Here is a 19,255-nt window from a genome sequence, read left to right on the forward strand (position 1 = left end):
TGAACCGGCCTCCGTTGCGTCAGGCCGGGCCGCTGACCGAATGACGGCGCACCAGCGTCGGGCTGAACATGTGAGTCACTTCCGGCAGCGGCAGATCGTTGGCCAGCGCCAGGGCCAGCTGAGCGGCCTGCTGCGCCATCGTGACAATCGGATAGCGGACCGTCGTAAGGCGTGGTCGCACATAGCGCGACACCAGCACATCATCGAAGCCGATCAGCGACATCTCTTCCGGCACGCGGACGCCGTTATCGCTCAGCACCGCCAGCGCGCCCGCCGCCATCGAGTCGTTGTAGCAGGCGACGGCGGTGAAATTTCTGCCGCGTCCCAGCAGTTCTGTCATCGCCTGCTCACCGCCCACTTCGTCCGGTTCGCCCCAGGTCACCAGCCGATCGCTGCACGGCAGACCGTGCTCTTTCAGCGCATCATAGTAACCCTGCAGGCGATCTTCGGCATCGGAGATGGTGTGGGTCGAGCAGATAAAGGCGATATTCTGATGGCCGAGCTGGATCAGATGACGGGTTGCCAGCCAGGCGCCGTAGCGATCGTCGAGTGCAATACAGCGCTTTTCAAAGCCTTTGATCAGGCGGTTCAGCAGCACCATACCCGGCACCTGCTTCATCAGCACTTCCAGTTCTGCGTCGGGAATTTTCTTGGCGTGCACCACCAGCGCCGCGCAGCGGTGACGCATCAGCTGTTCAATCGCCTGCCGCTCTTTTTGCTCATTATGGTAACCGTTACCAATCAGCAAAAAGTTACCGGTGTCGCCTGCCACCTCATCCACGGCTTTCACCATTGCGCCAAAAAAGGGATCGGAGACGTCACCGACAATCAGGCCGAGCGTTTCGGTCGATTGCTGCGCCAGCGCGCGTGCGTTGGCATTCGGGTGATACTGAAGCTGCTCCATCGCCTGGCCTACGGCCTGTCGGGAGCTGTCGCTGGCTTTGGGAGAATTATTGATTACACGGGAGACTGTGGCGACAGAAACGCCCGCCAGTCGCGCAACATCCTTTATGGTAGCCATGCGTTGACCTGCTTTGGGGAAAACGTTTACACATCGCATCAGTGTTACGGAAAAGGGCGGACACATCAACCCGACAGAATGCCAGCGTCGTCGCAAAAAGGGGCAAAAACGACCGCTGCTGCACATCTTCTGCTGAGACGTTGCCCCATGTTATGCTCAGTTCCCCACCTGGCTACCGTGAAAAAAACAACGATGAAAACCAAAGTGCCACATCTGGCGCACTGGGGCGCGTTTACCGCCGTCACTGAAAACGATCGTCTGATTGGCTGCGAACCTTTCTTCGCTGATGCCGATCCGTCACCGATGATCCACACCATTCCTGAGCTGGTCTACTCAGACAAACGCATTCGCCAGCCGATGGTGCGTCGCTCGTGGCTGAAGTCACGCGAAAAGAGCGACCGCACGCTGCGGGGCCGGGAAGATTTTGTCGCCGTCGACTGGGAAACCGCGCTGGACCTGGTGGCGGAAGAGAATCGCCGCGTCCGCGAACGCTATGGTGCGTCGGGCATTTTCAACGGCTCCTACGGCTGGTCATCGGCCGGTCGCGTCAATCACGCCCGCACGCTGGTGCGTCGTTTCTACTTTCAGGGCGGCGGCGGCGTCGATCAGCAGGGTAACTACAGCTGGGGCGCGGCGCAGTTCTTCCTGCCCTATGTGATCGGCACCTATATGCCGCTGACCGGGCGCGTCACCGAGTGGCCGCAGGTAGTGGAACATGCCGAAATTTTTGTCGCCTTTGGCGGGCTGGCGCTGAAAAACGCCCAGGTCGCCTCAGGTGGCGCAGGGCAGCACAGCCTGAAACCGGCGCTGATGCAGCTGGCGGCCAAAGGCACGCCGGTCATCAACATCAGCCCGATGCGCGATGACTGCCCGGAATTTGTGAACGCCGAGTGGATCCCGATTCGCCCCAATACCGACGTGGCACTGATGCTGGCGCTGGGGCATGAGATCACCCAGCACGGCGCGGTTGACGAGGCGTTTCTCGCCAGCCACTGCACCGGCTGGCCGCAGCTGCGCGCCTATCTGCTGGGCGAAACCGACGGCGTAGCGAAAACCGCTGGCTGGGCCAGCCGTATCACCGGCATCCCGGCTGATCGCATCGTGCAGCTGGCGCAGCAACTGACCGGCAAGCGCAGCTTTATTACCTGCTCCTATTCCGTGCAACGCGCCCATCGCGGCGAGCAGCCTTACTGGATGATGATTGCGCTCTCCTCAATGCTCGGTCAGCCTGGCCTGCCGGGCGCGGGGTTCTCTTTCGGTCATGGTTCAATGAACAGCGTCGGCAATCCCCGTCAGGAGGGGCCTGCCCCGATGATGAGCACCGGCCCCAATCCGTCAGGGTTGTCGATTCCGGTGGCGCGCATCAGCGATATGCTGCTCAATCCCGGCCAGCCATATAGCTTCCAGGGCGAAACGCTGCACTATCCCGATATCCACATGGTGCACTGGGCGGGCGGCAATCCTTTCCACCATCATCAGCAGCTGAACCGGCTGGTAGAGGGCTGGCAACGGCCCGATACGGTGGTGGTGCAGGATATCGTCTGGACGCCAGCGGCGCAGATGGCGGACATCGTGCTGCCTGCGACGACCACGCTGGAGCGTAATGACATCGGCGGCTCCTCACGTGACCGCTTTGTGCTGGCCATGCATCAGGCGATTAAGCCGCAGCATCAGGCGCGCAACGACTTCGATATTTTTGCCGACTTAGCAGAGCGACTCGGCTATCGCGACACCTTTACCGAAGGGCGCAATGAGATGCAGTGGATTGCGCATCTTTATCAGCAGTGTGCGACCGCGCATCAGCGCAAAGGCATCGATTTCCCAGAGTTTGATGAATTCTGGCAGCGCGGCTTTGTGGAAATTCCGGAAGGTGGCAAGCCTTATCAGTTTATGGAGGATTTCCGTGCCGATCCGCAGGCCAATCCAATCAAAACCGCCAGCGGCAAAATCGAGCTGTTCAGTCAGACCATTGCGGACTACCAGCTGGACGACTTCGCCGGTCATCCGGAGTGGCGTGAACCACAGGAGTGGCTTGGTTCCCCAGTCAGCCGCGACTATCCGCTGCACATGATCTCCATTCAGCCTTCCGACCGGTTACACAGCCAGCTGGATGCCACCGACACGGTGCAGGACAATAAAACGGCCGGACATGAAACGCTTTACATGCATCCAGTGGATGCAGCTGCGCGCGGACTGGTGGAGGGCGATGAGATTGAGGTGAGCAACGCACGTGGTGTGATGCTGGCGGGTGTGCAGATCACCGAGGGCGTGACGCAGGGCGTGGTGATTATCGCTACCGGTGCGTGGTTTGACCCTGGCTTTGGCAGGGCGTGGCAGCCTTTTGATCGCGCCGGTAACCCCAACGTGCTGACGCTCGATATTGGTACGTCGTCGCTGACGCAGGGGCCAAACGCCATGAGTTGCCTGGTGGAAATCAAAAAACATCAGGATTGCACAATAGCGTAAGGTTCTCATGGCTGGTTACATTTTGCGGGTAACTGTTGCGTTTAGGCGATGGCAGCCGATCAATTCCCTTTGCTACATTCAGGGTCCCAGAGGTATTGATGGGTGAACATCAATAGATTTTCTTGATTACACCAACCTGCGCAGATGCGCAGGTTTTTTTTTGCCAAAAATCCGTTGCCAATAACGAACTGATACACAGTTTTCCTGTTATACGGCCAGCGCTTTCTTTATAACTGCTGGCACCAGCCCCTTTCTCTTTATTTTGCGCAGCGGAATGCCATGCCCCGGATTAAAAAACTACTGGGAAAAGACCAGATAAAAGCGCCATTCAACCCTTTTCGTTTTCGACTGATCTGTCTGGGTGTCACAACCTGTCTGGTGGTGCTGCTGGCGCGCGTCGCGGACCTGCAGTTCCTGAATCAGCCGATGCTGGAGCACGAAGCGGATCAGCGATCGCTGCGAACCGTCACGCTGCCCACCAGTCGCGGCACCCTGCTGGATCGTAACGGCGAAGCGCTGGCGCTCAGCGTGCCATCGCGCGATGTGATTGCCGATCCACTGCGCGTGCTGGAGAGCAACCCTGATTTTACCAGTGCCAAATGGGCCTATCTTGCGGCCGCGCTCAACACCCGTCCCGAAGAGCTGGCGGCGCAGATCACCGCCAACCCGAAACGTCGTTTCCTCTATCTGGGACGTAAAGTCGAACTGGGCATCGCCAAAGACATTAAAGAGCTGAAGCTGAAAGGCATCAGTGAAGTTTATGACGACAGCCGTTTCTATCCGATGAGCGAAGCCTCTGCGCCGCTGATCGGTATCGTTGGCGCGGATAATGTCGGCCTGAACGGGCTGGAAAAAGGCTTCGATAAAGTCTTGCAGGGCGAGCCGGGCAAAGAGGTCTATCGTCAGGATGCGGCGGGCAATATCATCGCGATGATCAACTACCAGCCGCCGACGCAGCCGCCCACGGTGCAGCTCAGCATCGACAAATATGACCAGTACACGCTCTACAGCAAACTGCGCGACGGCGTACTGATCAACAAAGCGGACTCGGGTGCGGCCGTGCTGGTGAAAATCGACACCGGCGAGATTCTGGCGATGGCCTCCTATCCGTCGTTCAACCCCAACAACTATGAAGGGGCCACCCCGGCGCAGATGCGTAACTCGGCCATCAATGACAGCTACGAACCGGGATCGACCGTTAAGCCGTTAGTCGTAATGGAAGCGCTGGAGCGCCATCTGGTGCGTCCGGACTCGGTGATCGACACCACGCCTTACAGCGTTAACGGCCACCTGATCCGCGACGTCGGCCACTGGCCGCGCCTGACCATGACCGGCATTCTGCAAAAATCGAGCGACATCGGCGTCTCTCATCTGGCGCTGGCGATGCCCGCGGAGGCGCTGGTGAATACCTATCATGCGTTTGGCCTGGGCAAACCGACCGGATTAGGGTTGACCGGCGAAAGCGTCGGCTACTTCCCGCTGCACCGCGCCCGCTGGGCGGATATCGAGCGGGCTACCTTCTCCTTTGGCTATGGTCTGCGCGTCACGCCGCTGCAGATTGCCCGCGAATACGCCACGCTCGGCTCTTATGGCGTTTACCGTCCGCTGTCGATCACCCGCGTCACGCCGCCGGTCATGGGACGCCAGGTCGCCAATCCGGAAACGGTGAAAGAGGTGGTGCATATGCTGGAGAGCGACGTCCTGCCGGGCGGAACCGGACTGAAAGCTGCGGTACCGGGCTACCGTCTGGCAACCAAAACCGGTACGGCGGAAAAGATGGGTACCAGCGGCAAGTATGATGGCGGCTACGTCAACTACACCGCCGGTATTGCGCCCGCCAGTCATCCTGAAGTGGCGCTGGTGGTGATGATCAACCATCCGACGGCGGGCGATCACTTCGGTGGTTCGGTTGCTGCGCCGGTGTTCGGCAATATCATGGGGCCGGTACTGAAACACATGAACGTTGCACCGGATGCCATCTACACTAAACCCACGGCCAGCCCTTCGGATAAATCTTAGTTAAATCAGAGTGTAAGCGAGGCGTGAGGAATATTCACACCTCGTTGCACTTCCCCGAATTCGGTTGCGTTTTCCCGCTGTCTCCGCGCGGTCAATCAGTGCGAGGATAGCAGTCCCAGAGGTATTAATGGGTGTGAAAACAACACTGCTTCGGCAGTGAGACCCTGTTATTACACCGACCCACGCAGATGCGTGGGTTTTTTTTGTCTGCTTGCCTGAGCCTGCCGTTACCGCTGTAAAAACTCCCGCTAAATCAACATCGTTCTTAACGAAACCCTGACAGTTTGCCAATAGAAAGGCGCGTCGCCTTTCACTGATAATGGCCGCCGTGAAGCCTGGCGGTTTTTTGCTCGCTGCCGCTCACTGCCGCATTCCGCACGTTCCGGGATTTCTTTTTCTGCTTATCTGAAGAGTTCGACGATGACTCACCTTTCTCGCCCCGCGCGTTCCTTTGGGCTTAAATGGCTGCTTCTGTTGCTGGTGGCGGCGATTGTCGCGGGCGTTATCTGGCGTCTGCTCTCTTCGGGGCACGGGCCGGGTGACGGAATGCCGCCGGGCAGACCGGGTTTGCCTGGCATGATGGGCGGCAGTGCAACGCTGGTTCACAGCGGGGTTGCCAGCACGGCGGATGTGCCAGTATGGCTTAATGCGCTCGGCACGGTGATCCCCAACGCCAGCGTGACGGTGACCAGCCGCGTTGACGGCCAGCTGGAGCAGGTTTTCTTCACCGAAGGACAGAAGGTCAGTGCCGGTCAACTGCTGGCGCAAATCGATCCGCGCAGCTATCAGGCGACGCTGAACCAGTATCAGGCTGAACTCAGCGAGAACCAGGCGCTGCTGAAAAGTGCCGAGCTGACGCTGGCGCGCTACCGCAAACTGGCGGCGCAGGATGCGCTGGCGCGCCAGGATCTGGACACGCAGATTGCCACCGTCGGGCAGTATCGCGGCGCGGTCGCCGCCGATCAGGCGCAGATCGCCAGTGCAAAGCTGAGCATTGAATATGCCCGGATCACCGCCCCGATCAGTGGGCGCGTCGGTCTGCGTCAGGTCGATCCCGGCAACATGGTGCAGAGCTCCAGCAGCACCGGTCTGGTGACCATCACGCAGATGCAGCCCGCCGCCGTGACCTTTAGCGTGCCACAAAGCGACATCCCCGCGCTGGTCAGCGTGCTGCATCAGGGGCAGAGCCTGCCCGCCACGCTGTTTGATCAGGACAACCAGCATCCGCTCGCCAGCGGCGAAGTGAAGTTCATCAGCAACCAGATCGACACCGCCACCGGCACCGTGGCGCTGAAAGCGGTGTTTGCCAACCAGGATGAGTCGCTGTTTGCTAACCAGTTTGTGAATCTGCGGCTGCAGACCCGGGTGCTGAAAGGCGCGACGGTGATCCCGGCGCAGGCGCTGCAGCTGAGCAGCGACGGCAGCTTTGTCTTTGTGATCAACAAAGATCATACCGTCACGCGTAAAGCGGTCACCACCGGCCCGGCTTTCGGCGACGATCAGCAGGCGATCCTCAGCGGCGTTGCACCGGGCGATCGGCTGGTAACGGAAGGGATCGAACGTCTGACCAGCGGCAGCAAAGTCACGCTGGCGGATGAGACGCCCGCTGCCGGTGCTGTGTCGAAATGAACCCGTCTCGCCTGTTTATTCTGCGTCCTGTCGCCACCATCCTGCTGATGGCCGGCGTGCTGATCTCCGGGATTTTTGCCTGGAAATTCCTGTCGACCTCGGCGCTGCCGCAGGTCGACTATCCGACCATTCAGGTCACCACGCTCTATCCGGGTGCCAGCCCGGATGTGATGGCGTCGTCGGTCACCTCACCGCTGGAGCGCCAGTTAGGGCAGATGGCGGGGCTGAGCCAGATGAGCTCCACCAGCGCCAGCGGCTCGTCGATCATAACCCTGAAGTTCAGCCTCGATCTGTCGCTGGATGTCGCCGAGCAGGAGGTGCAGGCGGCGATCAATGCGGCAAATAACCTGCTGCCCGACGATCTGCCTAATCCGCCGACGTACAAAAAGGTCAATCCGGCGGACAGCGCGGTGGTGACGCTGGCGGCCAGCTCCGGCACGCTGCCGCTGACCGAGGTGCAGGATCTGGTTAACACCCAGGTGGCGCTGAAGCTGTCGCAGATCTCCGGCGTCGGCATGGTGACGCTGGCGGGCGGGCATCAGCCGGCGATTCGGGTGCAGATGAATCCTCTGGCGCTGGCGGCGCATCACCTGACGCTGGAGGCGGTAAATACGCTGATTGGCAACAGCAACGTCAATGGCGCCAAAGGCGGCTTTGACGGTAAATATCATTCGGTGACCATCGACGCCAACGACCAGCTGCGCACCGCAACCGAGTACGGCAACCTGATCCTCAGCTATGAGAATGGCGCGGCGCTGCGCCTGAAAGATATCGCCCACATCGAACAGGGCCCGGAGAACAGCTTCCAGTCCGCATGGGCCAATAACCAGCCCGCGATTGTCATCAGCGTGCAGCGTCAGCCCGGCGCAAACGTGATTCAGGTGGTGGACAACATCAAGGCGCAGCTTCCTGCACTGCAGGCGGCGCTGCCGGACGGGGTGAAGATGACGATTCTCTCCGACCGCACCCAGACCATTCGCGCCTCAATCAGCGACGTGCAATTTGAGCTGATGCTGTCGATTGCGCTGGTGGTGATGGTAACCTTTCTGTTCCTGCGCAACGTGGCCGCCACGCTGATCCCGAGTGTGGCGGTGCCGCTGTCGCTGGTTGGCACCTTTGGCGTGATGTATTTGGCGGGCTTCAGCCTGAATAACCTGTCGCTGATGGCGCTGACCATCGCCACCGGTTTTGTTATCGATGACGCTATCGTGGTGGTGGAGAACATTTCCCGGCGGCTGGAGCAGGGCGAGACACCGATGGAGGCGGCGCTGAAAGGCTCCCGGCAGATTGGCTTCACCATTATCTCGCTGACCTTTTCGCTGATTGCGGTGCTGATTCCGCTGCTGTTTATGGGCGATGTGGTCGGGCGACTCTTCCGGGAGTTCGCGATTACGCTGGCGGTGGCGATCCTGGTGTCGATGGGGGTGTCGCTGACGCTGACCCCGATGCTGTGCGCGTATCTGCTGCGGCACATTCCGCCAGAGCAGCAGTCAACCTTTGCCCGCAAGGGCGGCGAGATGTTCGACCGGCTGGTGCGCGGCTATGACCGGCTGCTGACCGTGGTGCTGAACCATCAGAAACTGACGCTGCTGGTGGCGCTGGCAACCTTCGGACTGACGGCGCTGCTCTACATGATGGTGCCGAAAGGCTTCTTCCCGACCCAGGATACCGGGCTGATTCAGGGCATTACCGTCGCCTCCCAGGATGTCTCGTTTAAAACAATGGCGACGCGGCAGCAGGCGCTCTCCGCGCTGATCCTGAAAAATCCGGCGGTGGAGAGCGTCTCATCGACCATCGGCATCGACGGCACTAACAGCAGCCTCAACAGCGGACGGCTGCAGATCAACCTCAAGCCGTCTGGCACCCGCGATCTCAGCGCCAGCGAGGTGATCAGCCAGCTGAACCAGGCGACCAGCGATGTGCCGGGTATCCGGCTCTATCTGCAACTGGCGCAGGATCTCACCGTCAACGACCAGGTGTCGCCGAGTCAGTATCAGTTCACCCTTGACGACGCCGACAGTGAAAATCTGGTCCGCACGTCGCCGAAACTGGTGGCGGCATTGCAGCAGCGGCCCGAGTTTAATGGCGTGGTGAGTAACCTGCAGGATCAGGGGCGCGTCTCTTACGTGGAGCTGAACCGGGACAAAGCGGCGCGCTTCGGCATTACCGCATCGGACGTGGACACCGCGCTCTATAACGCCTTTGGTCAGCGGCTGGTCTCGACGATTTTTACCCAGTCGAATCAGTATCGGGTGGTGCTGGAAGTGGCGCCGGCCTTCCGGCAGGGTCCGGCGTCGTTTGATGATGTCTGGCTGCAATCGTCCGGTAGCAGCAGTTCGGCGTCATCATCCACCAGCACGACTTCATCAGCGTCAACGTCTTCGTCAACATCTTCGTCTTCATCGACGTCCACTTCAGCCTCTGACACCCGCTCTGCCAGCAGCGGCATGGTCAAACTTACCTCTATCGCCACTATCCACCAGCGCACCGGTTCGCTGATGCACATGCGGCTGAATCAGTTCCCGGCGGTGATGATCTCCTTCAACCTGAATCCAGGCTACTCGCTGGAGGATGGACAGCGGGCAATTGCCGACGTGCGGCAGCAGCTGCAGCTGCCGGAGAGCACCACGCTGCGCTATCAGGGCGAAACGTCGGCATTCCAGAGCGCCACCGGCAACACGCTGTGGCTGATTCTGGCGGCGCTGATCACCATGTATGTGGTGCTCGGCATTCTCTACGAAAGCTTTATCCATCCGGTCACGATTCTCTCTACGCTGCCGTCGGCGGCGGTGGGTGCGCTACTGACGCTGTTGCTGGCGGGCACGGAGTTCAGCCTGATTGCGCTGATTGGCGTCATCCTGCTGATCGGCATCGTGAAAAAGAACGCCATTATGATGATCGACTTCGCGCTGGAGGCGGAACATCAGCAGCACCTCAGCGCACGTGAGGCGATTCATCAGGCCTGCCTGCTGCGCTTCCGCCCGATTCTGATGACGACGATGGCGGCACTGCTCGGCGCACTGCCGCTGATGCTCGCCTCCGGCTCGGGTGCCGAGCTGCGACAGCCGCTGGGGCTGGTAATTGTCGGCGGGCTGATTGTCAGTCAGGTGCTGACGCTCTTCTCCACGCCGGTCATCTACCTCTGGTTTGACGGGCTGGCGCAGCGCGGCAGTGCCTGGGTGAAACGCCGTCAGCAGCAGGCGCGGAGCGGGCAATGAATCTGACCCGGCTGTTTATCTTTCGTCCGGTGGCGACGCTGCTGCTGACGCTGGCGATCCTGCTGCCCGGCGCGCTGGGTTACCGGCTGCTGCCGGTGGCACCGCTGCCGCAGGTCGATTTTCCGACCATCATGGTCAGCGCCAGCCTGGCGGGGGCCAGCCCGGAGACCATGGCGGCTACCGTCGCGACCCCGCTGGAGCGTTCGCTCGGGCAGATTGCCGGTATCAGCGAGATGACTTCCAGCAGTTCGCAGGGCTCCAGCAGTATTATTCTGCAGTTTGAGCTGGACCGCGATATCAACGGCGCGGCGCGCGACGTGCAGGCGGCGATTAACGCGGCGCGCAGCCTGCTGCCCAGCGCAATGGCCTCGCTGCCGACTTATCGCAAAGCCAACCCGTCAGATGCGCCGATTGTGATGCTGGCGCTGACCTCTGCTACCCGCACGCCCGGCGAGCTTTACGATCTGGCGGAGAGCAAAATCGAACAGGCGATGGGGCAGGTACAGGGCGTCGGTGAAGTGTCGCTGATGGGCAGCGCCTTACCCGCGGTGCGGATTGATCTGCAGCCGCTGAAGCTGACCCACTACGGCATCTCGCTGGAGACGGTGCGTGCCGCCGTCGCCGACAGCACCACCAATCTGCCCAAAGGGATCTTACAGGGCAGTGACCAGTCGTGGCTGGTGGACAGCAACGGCCAGCTTGAGAAGGCCGCCAGCTACCGCGATCTGATCATCACTTATCAGCAGGGCAAGGCGGTGCGGCTGCGCGACGTCGCCACGGTCTATGACTCGGTGGAAGATCGCTATCAGGCGGGATTCCTGAATGCTACGCCTGCGGTAATGATCGGCATTAAACGTCAGGCGGGCGCCAATATGCTCGAAACCATCGACGCAATAAAAGCGCAGTTGCCGCTGCTGGAAAAGAGTCTGCCCGCTGACAGCCAGCTGAAGGTGGTGGTTGACCGCTCACCGGGCGTGCGCGCCTCGCTGTATGACACCGAAGAGACGCTGCTGATCGCGGTGCTGCTGGTCATTGCGGTGGTGTTTGTTTTCCTGCGCAATCTGCAGGCGGTGATCATTCCGGCCCTGGCGCTGCCGGTGTCGCTGATCGGGACCTGTGCGGTGATGTACCTGCTGGGTTACAGTCTGGATAACCTGTCGCTGATGGCGCTGATTATCTCTACCGGCTTCGTGGTGGATGATGCGATTGTGGTGCTGGAGAACATCACCCGTCACATTGAGCGCGGACTCAGCCCGCTGCGGGCAGCGCTGCGCGGGGCGCAGGAGGTGAGCTTCACCGTGCTGTCGATGACCGTATCGCTGATCGCGGTGTTCATCCCGATCCTGCTGATGGGCAGCATTGTCGGGCGGCTGTTCCGCGAATTTGCTGTCACGCTCACCGTGTCGCTGCTGATCTCGCTGTTTGTCTCACTCAGCCTGACGCCAATGCTCTGCGCGCGCCTGCTGAAACCAAAGCCGCCCGTCAGTCAGCGGCCGCATCCGCTTTATCAGTTGATTGAAAACCAGCTGAACCGCCTGCTGGCCGCCTACGGGCGCGGGCTGGCCTGGGTGATGCGCCATCAGAAACTGACGCTGCTCAGCCTGCTGCTGACCGTGCTGCTGAATGTTTTTCTGTTCACCGTGGTGCAGAAGGGCTTTTTCCCGAATCAGGACACCGGGCTGCTGATGGGCGCGCTGCGTGCCGATCAGAACATTTCGTTTCAGGCGATGAAGCCGAAAATGCTGATGTTCACGAAGATCATTCAGGAAGACCCGGCGGTCGATAGCGTAATGTCGTCGATGGGCAGCGGGATGTTTGGCTCCCGCAACAGCGCCAACTTCTTTGTGCGACTTAAAGATTTTGACCAGCGCGATGCCACGGCTACCGAAGTCGCCAACCGGCTGACGCGTAAAACCAGCCACATCGCCGGGGCGCAGATGTTCCTGATGGCGGCGCAGGATCTGCACATTGGCGGACGCAGCGCTAACGCCACGTATCAGTACAGCCTGCAGGCAGACGATCTTGATCTGCTGCGGATCTGGACGCCGAAAGTGCAGGCGGCGCTGGCGGCGATCCCCGGGCTCAACAGCGTAGACTCCGACTCGCAGACCGGCGGGCAGGAGGTGGCGCTGACCATCGACCGCGACCGCGCGACCCGGCTGGGCGTCAATGTGAAGATGCTCGATACGCTGCTGAACAATGCGTTCAGTCAGCGGCAGATCGCCACGCTCTATCACACCCTGAATCAGTATCATGTGGTGATGTCGCTGCAGGACAGTGACACCGCGAATCCGGAGACGCTGCAGCAGCTCTATGTGATTAACGACAGCGGTGACCGCGTGCCGCTTTCCGCCTTTGCCCGCTTCAGCGGCGGCAATGCACCGCTGTCGGTGGCGCATCAGGGCCAGTCGGCGACCAGTACCGTAGCATTCAACCTCAATGAGGGCGTTTCGCTGGAGCAGGCGCAGTTGCTGATTAAACAGGCGATGGCGAAGCTGGGCCTGCCGTCGACCCTTCATGCCGGTTTTGCCGGTACTGCCGCCGCCTTTTCCCAGTTGACCGCCACCATGCCGTGGCTGATTCTGGCGGCGCTGGCGGCGGTCTATCTCGTGCTCGGCGTGCTCTACGAGAGCTACATCCATCCGCTGACCATTCTCTCAACGCTGCCGTCTGCGGGCGTCGGCGCGCTGTTACTGCTGCTGCTGACCAACACGCAGCTCACGGTGATCGCGCTGATTGGCATCATCCTGCTGATTGGTATCGTGAAAAAGAACGCCATCATGATGATCGATTTCGCCATCGACGCGGAACGGCAGCAGGGCATGTCGCCACAGCAGGCGATCACCCAGGCGTGCCTGATGCGCTTCCGGCCCATCATGATGACCACGCTGGCCGCCTTTTTCGGCGCGTTGCCGCTGGCGCTGGGCAGCGGCGGTGATGCCGATCTGCGCAGCCCGCTGGGCATCGCTATTGCGGGCGGACTGGCGCTCAGCCAGCTGCTGACACTGTTTACCACACCGGTTGTTTATCTTTGGCTCGATCGTCTGGGCCGTGCCACTCAACGTCAATGGCGTCGTCTGCGCCCTACGGAATCCTGATCCATGAAACCGCTTATCCCCTTTGTTGTGATGCTGCTGCTGGGCGGCTGTAGCGTCGGTCCCGACTATCAGCGTCCCGCGATGGTGATGCCGGTCCACTATAAAGAGGCCAGAGGCTGGCAGCAGGCGACGCCGCTTGATGCGCAAAGCAAAGGCGAATGGTGGGCGGTTTATCACGATGCCACCCTGAGCGGGCTGCTGAACCAGGTGAGCATCTCGAACCTGAACGTGGCGAATTATGCCGCGCAGTACCGGCAGGCACAGGCGCTGGCGAGTGAGTCACGCGCGGCGCTGTTTCCCTCGCTGGGCTATGACGGCAGCGCGACACGCAGCGGCAGCCACGCGACTGACAGCAGCGTTCGCACCACCAGCAGCAGCCATCAGGCGGAGCTGAGTGCCAGCTGGGAGCCTGATCTGTGGGGAAAACTGCGACGCACGCTGGAGGAGAACCGCGCCAGCGCCTCGGCCAGCGCGGCGGAACTGGCCAATATCACCCTGAGCGCCCAGTCTGAACTGGCGCAGGACTATTTCCAGCTGCGCATCATGGATCAGAAAATCGCGCGCTATCAGCAGAGCGTTGACGCTTATCAGCGCTACCTGAACGTCATTAACAGCCAGTATCAGGCGGGGACCGCGTCGCGTGCCACGCTGGCTCAGGCGCAGCTGCAGCTGGAGAGTGCCAGCGCCTCGGCGCAGGATTACCAGTGGCAGCGCGCGCAGATGGAACATGCCATTGCGCTGCTGGTCGGCAAAGCCCCCGCCGACTTCAGTCTCGCCGCCGCGCCGCTGACCGCCACGCTGCCCGCCATTCCGGCGGCCCTGCCGGGCGAGCTATTGCAGCGCCGTCCCGACATTGCGTACGCCGAACGTAACATGGCTGCGGCCAATGCTGCGGTGGGCGTGGCGGTGGCCGGTTACTATCCCGACCTGACCCTCAGCGCCAGCGGGGGCGTCAGCGCTTCCGTGCTGCATTCGCTGTTCTCGCTGCCGAATCGCGTCTGGTCGCTGGGGCCGGAGCTGAGCGGCACGCTGCTTGACGCGGGCGCGACCTCTGCCAAAGTCGATCAGGCGCGGGCAGGCTGGGATGCCAGCGTCGCAACCTATCGTCAGACGGTGCTGTCCGCGATGCAGGAAGTGGAAGATAAGCTGGTGGAGCTGAACACGCTGCAGGGCGAAATCGCCGCACAGCAGCGCGCCACCGATGCAGCACAGACCTCGGCGCGGGTGACGCGTCTGCAGTATGAGGCGGGCATGATTAACTACCTGGATGTCGCGACCACGGAGAACAGCAGCCTGAGTGCGCAGCAGAGTTTGCTGACGCTGCAGAGCACGCAGTGGGTCAGCAGCGTGGCACTGATTGCCGCGCTCGGCGGTAGCTGGCAGGCCCCCTGAAGCCGCGTCAGATTGCCGATAATTCGGTTGTCGAACCGCGTCAAATCCTGCATCGTGAGGGGCTAATTTTCACGATGCTAAGGAACCGGCATGGCTTTCAAAATTTTACGTTTGATATTTCGCCTGTTATGGCGGGTCGAACTGCGTGGCGACGTCGCCGAACTGCATAAGCAGAAGGTATTAATCACGCCGAACCATATGTCGTTTCTCGACGGCATGTTGCTGGCGCTCTTTTTACCGATTAAACCGGTATTCGCCGTCTACTCGACCATCAGCGAAAGCTGGTTTATGCGTCTGATTAAACCCTTTATCGACTTTGTGCCGCTGGATCCGACCCGGCCTATGGCGCTGAAGCAGCTGGTAAGGCTGATTGATACGGGCCGTCCGGTGGTCATCTTCCCGGAAGGACGCATTACCGTCACCGGCTCGCTGATGAAAATCTACAGCGGGGCCGGCTTTGTCGCCGCGCGCTCAGGCGCGAATGTGGTGCCAATGCGCATTGAAGGCGCAGAATACACGCCGTTTGGTCGTCTGGCTGGCGTGTTTAAACGTCGCCTGTTCCCGCGCATCACCCTGACCGTGCTGCCCGCGACCCGCATTCCGATGCCGGAGGCGAAACGGGCGCGCGACCGTCGCGTGCTGGCCGGTGAGCATCTGCATCACGTGATGATGGAAGCGCGCATGGCGGTGCGTCCGCGTGAAACCCTGTTTGAGGCGTTTCTGGCGGCGCGTACCCGTTATGGCGCGTTTAAGCGCTGCATCGAAGATGTCAATTTCAAGCCTGACAGCTACACCGGACTGCTGAAAAAGTCGCTGGGCGTGGGCCGTATTCTTGAACGCTACAGCCAGCCGCGAGAAGTGGTGGGGCTGCTGCTGCCGAATACCACCGTGACAGCGGCAGCGATTTTCGGGGCCACCCTGCGCGGGCGCGTTCCGGCCATGCTCAACTACAGTGCGGGCGTTAATGGCATGCGGGCGGCACTGACCGCCGCACAGATCAAAACCGTCTTCACGTCGCGGCAGTTCCTGGAAAAAGGCAACCTGTGGCATCTGCCGCAGGGGCTGGACGATGTGCAGTGGATCTACCTGGAAGATCTGAAAGATACCGTCACCGGCAAAGACAAGCTATGGATCCTCGCGCATCTGCTGATGCCGCATCGCGCCCAGTTGCCTCAGCAGCCGGAAGACGCCGCCATGGTGCTGTTTACCTCCGGCTCTGAAGGCAACCCTAAGGGCGTGGTGCATTCGCATAAAAGCCTGCTGGCGAACGTCGAGCAGATCCGCACCATCGCCGACTTCACGCCGCGCGACCGCTTTATGTCTGCGCTGCCACTGTTTCATGCGTTTGGTCTCACCGTCGGGCTGTTCACGCCGCTGATGACCGGCGCCCAGGTGTTCCTCTATCCCAGCCCGCTGCACTATCGCATCGTGCCAGAGCTGGTCTATGACCGTAACTGCACCGTGCTGTTTGGCACCTCAACCTTCCTGGGTAACTACGCGCGCTTTGCCGCACCCTATGATTTTGCCCGCCTGCGCTATGTGGTAGCGGGTGCGGAAAAGCTGCAGGAGAACACGCGTCAGCTCTACATTGAGAAGTATGGCATTCGTATCCTTGAAGGCTACGGCGTCACCGAGTGCGCGCCGGTCGTGGCGATTAACGTGCCGATGGCGGCGAAGACGCACACCGTGGGACGCATTCTGCCGGGCATGGATTCACGACTGATGTCGGTGCCAGGCATTGAGCACGGCGGACGTCTGCAACTGCGCGGGCCGAACGTGATGAAAGGCTATCTGCGGGTCGAAAATCCTGGCGTGCTGGAAGCACCGGTCGCTGACGATGGCGAAGGCAACATGGAAGCGGGCTGGTACGACACCGGTGATATCGTCAGCTTCGATGAAGGCGGTTTTTGCCAGATTCAGGGTCGTGCCAAACGCTTTGCGAAGATTGCCGGTGAGATGGTATCACTGGAAATCGTCGAGCAGATCGCTCTGAAAGCGTCACCGGACAAACAGCACGCCGCCTCGCTGCGCCCGGATGGTCAGCGTGGTGAGGCACTGGTGCTATTTACCACCGATGCGGAGCTGGCGCGCGACAGGCTGCAGAAAGCCGCCCGCGAGCTGGGTGCGCCAGAGCTGGCACTGCCGCGTGATATCCGTGTCATGAAGCAGTTGCCGCAGCTGGGCAGCGGTAAACCCGACTACGTTACCCTGAAAAAAATGGCGGAAGAGGAGCAGGCATGAGCCTTGATCGTAATGCGCCGCTGATGTCGCGTGGCATGATCGCCGTGATTATCGCCCAGTTCTTTTCGGCCTTCGGCGATAACGCGCTGCTGTTTGCCACGCTGGCTGTGCTGAAAAGTCAGTTCTATCCCGAGTGGAGCCAACCGGTATTACAAATGCTGTTTGTCGCAGCCTACATTCTGCTGGCGCCGTTTGTCGGTCAGGTGGCGGACAGCATGGCGAAAGGGCGGGTGATGATGCTCGCCAACAGCCTTAAGCTGCTGGGCGCGCTGGTGATCTGCTTCGGCTTCAATCCCTTTGTCGGCTACACCCTGGTGGGCGCGGGCGCAGCGGCCTACTCGCCGGCCAAATATGGCATCCTCGGTGAGATCACCCACGGCGAGAAGCTGGTGAAAGCCAACGGGCTGATGGAGGCCTCGACCATCGCCGCCATTCTGCTTGGCTCGGTGGCGGGCGGGATGCTGGCTGACTGGCATATTCTGGCGGCGCTGGGGATCTGTGCACTGACTTACGGCATCGCCGTAGTCGCGAACCTGTTTATCCCGAAACTGCAGGCGGCACGTCCGGGGCAGAGCTGGCAGTTCGGCGTGATGACGCGCAGTTTCTTCAGTGCCGCTGCGCTGCTGTGGCGTGACGCAGAGACGCGCTTCTCGCTGCTCGGCACCAGTCTGTTCTGGGGCGCTGGCGTGACGCTGCGTTTCCTGCTGGTGCTCTGGGTGCCGGTGGCGCTGGGCATCAATGACAACACCACGCCAACCACCCTGAATGCCATGGTGGCGATCGGCATTGTGATTGGCGCGGCAGCGGCGGCGAAGCTGGTCACGCTGGAGACCGTGCGTCGCTGCATGCCGGCCGGTGTGCTGATTGGCGTGATGGTGGTGGTCTTCGCGCTGCAGCACTCCCTGATGAATGCTTATTTAGTGCTGATGCTGATTGGTGCGCTGGGCGGTTTCTTTGTGGTCCCCCTGAATGCGCTGCTGCAGGCGCGCGGCAAAGAGAGCGTCGGGTCAGGCAATGCGATTGCGGTTCAGAACCTGGGTGAGAACAGCGCCATGCTGATCATGCTGGGGCTCTATACGCTGGCGATAAAAGCGGGTGCACCTGCGGTGGCGACGGGCGTCGGTTTTGGCGTGCTGTTTGCGCTGGCGATTACGGTGCTGTGGCTGTGGCGACCGGCTAAGCGGTAACGAATTCGCCGCCTCTCTCCGGCTTACGCGGGCAGAGGCGGCGTGAGGCTTAGCGACGGACGGCAATCGCTTCGATTTCGATCTTCACATCTTTTGGCAGACGCGCCACCTCGACACAGGAACGCGCCGGGAAGTGAGCCTCATGCTCGGTGAAAAACGCTTCATACGTCGCGTTGACCGTGGCGAAATCATTCAGGTCCTTCACGAACACCGTGGTCTTCACGATGTCACCCACCTTCAGACCCGCGGCTTCAACAATCGCCTTCACATTTTCCAGTGACTGACGTGCCTGTGCGGCAATGTCATCTGCCACCTGGCCGGTCGCCGGATCCACCGGGATCTGGCCAGAGGTAATGATCATGCTGCCCAGATCGACACCCTGAACATAGGGACCGATAGCGGCAGGGGCTTTTTCAGTACTGATTTCACGAGACATCATGGCTCCTTTGATTATGTCGTCAGGCGGCGATGCCGCCGGTATTGCCCATTATAAGGTCGGGCAGGGCGATTACCAGTGACCCAGCACCACATGGCGGGCGAACTCTTTCTCGCAATATTTGCACTTCAGATACACATCGTCGGCGCGCTGCTTCACGGCAAAGCTGGAGAAGACCGGCTCGCTGCGGCTGATGCAGTTGCTGTTCGGGCAGGTCAGCACCCGTTCAACGTGATCCGGCAGCGTCGGGGCGATCTTCGCCACCACTTCGTAGTCGTCGATGCGGTTAACCGTGGCGTGCGGCGCATAGACCGCCAGCTGATTCACCTGATCGTCGGTGAGAAAGGTGTTCTCAATCTTGATCAGATCTTTGCGGCCCATCTCGCCCGACGGCAGATTCAGACCGATGGTAATGCGCTGATCGGTTTCGGTCAGCCGGAACAGGGAGAGCAGTTTAAAGCCGATCTGCGCCGGAATATGGTCGATGACCGTGCCGCGCTTGATCGCTTCGACCTGCAATTTGTTGTCCTGCGTCATGGGGGGTCTCC

11 protein-coding genes are annotated in these 19,255 nt (G+C 60.6%); 8 read left to right on the top strand and 3 right to left on the bottom strand.

Translation table 11 applies throughout. The annotated features are described in order from the left end of the window. Positions 1-19: 19 nt before the first annotated feature. Positions 20-1,021 carry an HTH-type transcriptional regulator GalR gene (galR, locus tag AC6I8J_RS02355; RefSeq protein ID WP_003851033.1) on the bottom strand — a complete coding sequence of 334 codons (1,002 nt, stop codon included), beginning with the start codon at positions 1,019-1,021 and terminating at the stop codon, positions 20-22. A gap of 192 nt (positions 1,022-1,213) precedes the next feature. On the opposite strand from galR, the gene AC6I8J_RS02360 reads away from it, so the two are divergent. From AC6I8J_RS02360 to lplT, 8 genes are all read left to right on the top strand, one after another. After that, positions 1,214-3,487 carry a molybdopterin guanine dinucleotide-containing S/N-oxide reductase gene (locus AC6I8J_RS02360; RefSeq protein ID WP_161731870.1) on the top strand — a complete coding sequence of 758 codons (2,274 nt, stop codon included), beginning with the start codon at positions 1,214-1,216 and terminating at the stop codon, positions 3,485-3,487. A 279-nt stretch (positions 3,488-3,766) separates the two neighbouring features. Further along, positions 3,767-5,506, top strand: a complete 1,740-nt coding sequence (locus tag AC6I8J_RS02365; RefSeq protein WP_161731872.1) for a penicillin-binding transpeptidase domain-containing protein — start codon at positions 3,767-3,769, stop codon at positions 5,504-5,506. Positions 5,507-5,926: 420 nt separating this feature from the next. Further along, on the top strand, positions 5,927-7,135 hold the full coding sequence (locus AC6I8J_RS02370; RefSeq protein ID WP_497825041.1) for an efflux RND transporter periplasmic adaptor subunit: 1,209 nt from the start codon (positions 5,927-5,929) through the stop codon (positions 7,133-7,135). Next, positions 7,132-10,353, top strand: coding sequence for an efflux RND transporter permease subunit (locus AC6I8J_RS02375; RefSeq protein WP_497825042.1), 3,222 nt, complete (start codon positions 7,132-7,134; stop codon positions 10,351-10,353). Before AC6I8J_RS02370 ends, AC6I8J_RS02375 begins: the two co-directional genes overlap by 4 nt. Then, complete coding sequence (locus AC6I8J_RS02380; protein WP_497825043.1) at positions 10,350-13,451, top strand: efflux RND transporter permease subunit; 3,102 nt, start codon at positions 10,350-10,352, stop codon at positions 13,449-13,451. Before AC6I8J_RS02375 ends, AC6I8J_RS02380 begins: the two co-directional genes overlap by 4 nt. A 3-nt stretch (positions 13,452-13,454) precedes the next feature. Continuing rightward, entirely contained in the window at positions 13,455-14,843 is a 1,389-nt protein-coding gene (locus AC6I8J_RS02385; RefSeq protein WP_497825044.1) for an efflux transporter outer membrane subunit, read from the top strand. Between the two features lie 90 nt (positions 14,844-14,933). Continuing rightward, positions 14,934-17,084 carry a bifunctional acyl-ACP--phospholipid O-acyltransferase/long-chain-fatty-acid--ACP ligase gene (gene aas, locus AC6I8J_RS02390; protein WP_222924669.1) on the top strand — a complete coding sequence of 717 codons (2,151 nt, stop codon included), beginning with the start codon at positions 14,934-14,936 and terminating at the stop codon, positions 17,082-17,084. Next, positions 17,081-18,271, top strand: a complete 1,191-nt coding sequence (gene lplT / locus AC6I8J_RS02395; protein WP_161731884.1) for a lysophospholipid transporter LplT — start codon at positions 17,081-17,083, stop codon at positions 18,269-18,271. The genes aas and lplT overlap by 4 nt, the downstream gene beginning before the upstream one ends. 49 nt (positions 18,272-18,320) lie before the next feature. On the opposite strand, the gene ridA is transcribed toward lplT, so the two are convergent. Together ridA and pyrI are read right to left on the bottom strand one after the other, a co-directional pair. Continuing rightward, on the bottom strand, positions 18,321-18,707 hold the full coding sequence (gene ridA / locus AC6I8J_RS02400) for a 2-iminobutanoate/2-iminopropanoate deaminase (protein WP_161731940.1): 387 nt from the start codon (positions 18,705-18,707) through the stop codon (positions 18,321-18,323). Between the two features lie 72 nt (positions 18,708-18,779). Then, entirely contained in the window at positions 18,780-19,244 is a 465-nt protein-coding gene (gene pyrI / locus AC6I8J_RS02405; RefSeq protein WP_161731886.1) for an aspartate carbamoyltransferase regulatory subunit, read from the bottom strand. Between the last annotated feature and the right edge of the window lie 11 nt (positions 19,245-19,255).

It is taken from the genome of Pantoea sp. X-Soil-ISGK-355, from assembly GCF_059730805.1.

Excerpts from the sequence above, each read along its gene's own strand:
- galR (WP_003851033.1), bottom strand. The coding sequence starts at position 1,021 with ATGGCTACCATAAAGGATGTTGCGCGACTGGCGGGCGTTTCTGTCGCC.
- AC6I8J_RS02360 (WP_161731870.1), top strand. The coding sequence starts at position 1,214 with ATGAAAACCAAAGTGCCACATCTGGCGCACTGGGGCGCGTTTACCGCC.
- AC6I8J_RS02365 (WP_161731872.1), top strand. The coding sequence starts at position 3,767 with ATGCCCCGGATTAAAAAACTACTGGGAAAAGACCAGATAAAAGCGCCA.
- AC6I8J_RS02370 (WP_497825041.1), top strand. The coding sequence starts at position 5,927 with ATGACTCACCTTTCTCGCCCCGCGCGTTCCTTTGGGCTTAAATGGCTG.
- AC6I8J_RS02375 (WP_497825042.1), top strand. The coding sequence starts at position 7,132 with ATGAACCCGTCTCGCCTGTTTATTCTGCGTCCTGTCGCCACCATCCTG.
- AC6I8J_RS02380 (WP_497825043.1), top strand. The coding sequence starts at position 10,350 with ATGAATCTGACCCGGCTGTTTATCTTTCGTCCGGTGGCGACGCTGCTG.
- AC6I8J_RS02385 (WP_497825044.1), top strand. The coding sequence starts at position 13,455 with ATGAAACCGCTTATCCCCTTTGTTGTGATGCTGCTGCTGGGCGGCTGT.
- aas (WP_222924669.1), top strand. The coding sequence starts at position 14,934 with ATGGCTTTCAAAATTTTACGTTTGATATTTCGCCTGTTATGGCGGGTC.
- lplT (WP_161731884.1), top strand. The coding sequence starts at position 17,081 with ATGAGCCTTGATCGTAATGCGCCGCTGATGTCGCGTGGCATGATCGCC.
- ridA (WP_161731940.1), bottom strand. The coding sequence starts at position 18,707 with ATGTCTCGTGAAATCAGTACTGAAAAAGCCCCTGCCGCTATCGGTCCC.
- pyrI (WP_161731886.1), bottom strand. The coding sequence starts at position 19,244 with ATGACGCAGGACAACAAATTGCAGGTCGAAGCGATCAAGCGCGGCACG.